Genomic DNA, 2,104 nt, shown 5'->3' on the forward strand with positions numbered 1-2,104 from the left:
TGGTACTCGTGTAGTCGATCAAGATACCGGTGAGCAAATTGGTGATTTGACCCATAAAGGTCAAAAACTTCTAGTTGCTAAAGGTGGTTGGCATGGTTTAGGTAATACTCGCTTTAAAAGCAGTACTAACCGAGCGCCTCGTCAAAAATCAGATGGCACACCGGGTGAAATCCGTAACTTAAAATTAGAGTTACTATTGCTTGCCGATGTTGGCCTGCTTGGTTTACCTAATGCCGGTAAATCTACCCTAATTCGCAGCGTTTCAGCAGCAACACCGAAAGTGGCTGACTATCCATTTACTACCTTAGTGCCTAATTTAGGTGTAGTACGTTTAGATACCCAGCGTAGTTTTGTTATTGCCGATATTCCTGGCATTATCGAAGGTGCAGCTGAGGGTGCTGGTTTAGGAACGCAGTTTCTCAAACATCTTGAGCGTTGTCGTATATTACTACACGTTATTGATATTCTGCCTATTGATGGCACAGACCCATTAGAGAACGCTAAAGTCATTATCAGTGAACTAGAACAGCATAATGCAAAATTAGCAGGCAAGCCGCGTTGGGTTGTCTTTAACAAGCTTGATTTAGTGCTTGAAGAAGAAGCTAAAGAAATTACTGATGCAATTTTAGCTGGTCTTGACTGGAAAGGTCAGGTGCATAGCATCTCGGCATTTAATCGCACGGGAACAAAAGAGTTATCACAAAAAGTGATGACCTTTATCGAAGAATTACCTCCTGAAGAGGAAGAAGTGATTGACGGTAAAACTGTTGAATTTAAATGGGACACCTATCATGAAGATACGATAGCTGCTCATGAAGCAGATGACGACTTAGATGATGAAGACTGGAATGAAGATGACTACGATGTTGAAGTAGAATATCGCCAATAAGTTTTTATCACAATAATTGATATTATAAGCACTGGTTTATTTACTTAAAGCAGTGTTTTTTTATGCGTATAATCCAGTGTTTTTTGTCTTTTTACTTAGTGTTTTATTCCGCCTTTTACTAGCGATAATACCAAAAAATAATTTTGAGAGTTTCAGATGACCATTTTATCTATGATAGTTGCCACGGCTAATAACAATATCATTGGCAAAGATAATACTATGCCATGGCACTTGCCAGCCGATTTAGCTTACTTCAAAAAAGTGACCTTGGGTAAGCCTATTATTATGGGGCGTAAAACCTTTGAGTCCATTGGTAGGGCTTTACCTGGGCGACGTAATATTATTATCTCTCGTGATGAAAACTACATACCGCAAGGCAAGGGTGCTGATAGTGTCGATACTGTTATTTCAGTTGAACAAGCATTGGCCTTGGTTAATGGCTCTGATGGTAGTGACGCGGTTGACGAGATTATGGTTATTGGCGGCGGTGCTATTTATGCGCATTGTTTACCTAAAGCGGATCGATTATATGTCACTCATATTAAAGCGGATATTGCTGGTGACACCCAGTTCCCCAATTATGATGATGCTAGCTGGCAAAAGGTCAGTAGTGAAATACGCGACAGTGATGAAAAGAATATCCATCAATTAGATTTTTGTGTCTATGAGCGTACCGCTAAGTAATTAAACTTAACCTGCTTGCTAGTATCCTTTTACAAGGTATAGAGATAATTAAAAAGCTGCACGTTATTAGCGTGCAGCTTTTTGTTTATTAAGTGCTTAATTAAGGAAATTACCTATTTAGCTAAGGTAACTCACCTAATTATAGCTATTGAGTGACATAATCTAAAATACCCATGGCAGCTTTACGGCCTTGATCTACCGCAGTAACCACTAAGTCAGAGCCTAATACCATATCACCACCAGCAAAGACGTTTTGTTTAGTGGTTTGTAAGGCAAAGTCAGAGCTAGCAACTGCAATAACACGGCCACGTGAATCTAATTCTACACCAGCATCCACCATCCATTTAGGCGGGCTTGGTAAGAAACCAAAGGCGATAACTACTGCATCGGCTTCCATGACAAACTCACTGCCGGCAATAGGCTCAGGGTTACGTCGACCGTTTGCATCAGGCGCACCTAATTGTGTTTTAACAAACTTAACGCCGATAGTCTTGCCTTGCCCATCAACAGCAATATCAAGTGGCTGAATGT

3 protein-coding genes are annotated in these 2,104 nt (G+C 40.5%); 2 read left to right on the forward strand and 1 reads right to left on the reverse strand.

Translation table 11 applies throughout. The annotated features are described in order from the left end of the window. The coding region (gene cgtA, locus HRT50_RS18705; RefSeq protein ID WP_291617325.1) for an Obg family GTPase CgtA at positions 1-889 on the forward strand (889 nt) is incomplete at its 5' end. Positions 890-1,045: 156 nt separating this feature from the next. Then, entirely contained in the window at positions 1,046-1,573 is a 528-nt protein-coding gene (gene folA / locus HRT50_RS18710) for a type 3 dihydrofolate reductase (protein ID WP_291617327.1), read from the forward strand. Positions 1,574-1,718: 145 nt separating this feature from the next. Here folA and HRT50_RS18715 read toward each other — a convergent pair. After that, the coding region (locus tag HRT50_RS18715; protein WP_291617329.1) for an FAD-dependent oxidoreductase at positions 1,719-2,104 on the reverse strand (386 nt) is incomplete at its 5' end.

The organism is Colwellia sp. (assembly GCF_013215345.1).
In the GTDB taxonomy this organism is placed as follows: domain Bacteria; phylum Pseudomonadota; class Gammaproteobacteria; order Enterobacterales; family Alteromonadaceae; genus Colwellia.

What these genes read in the sequence shown, in the direction of transcription:
- folA (WP_291617327.1), top strand. Translation starts at nt 1,046, where the DNA reads ATGACCATTTTATCTATGATAGTTGCCACGGCTAATAACAATATCATT.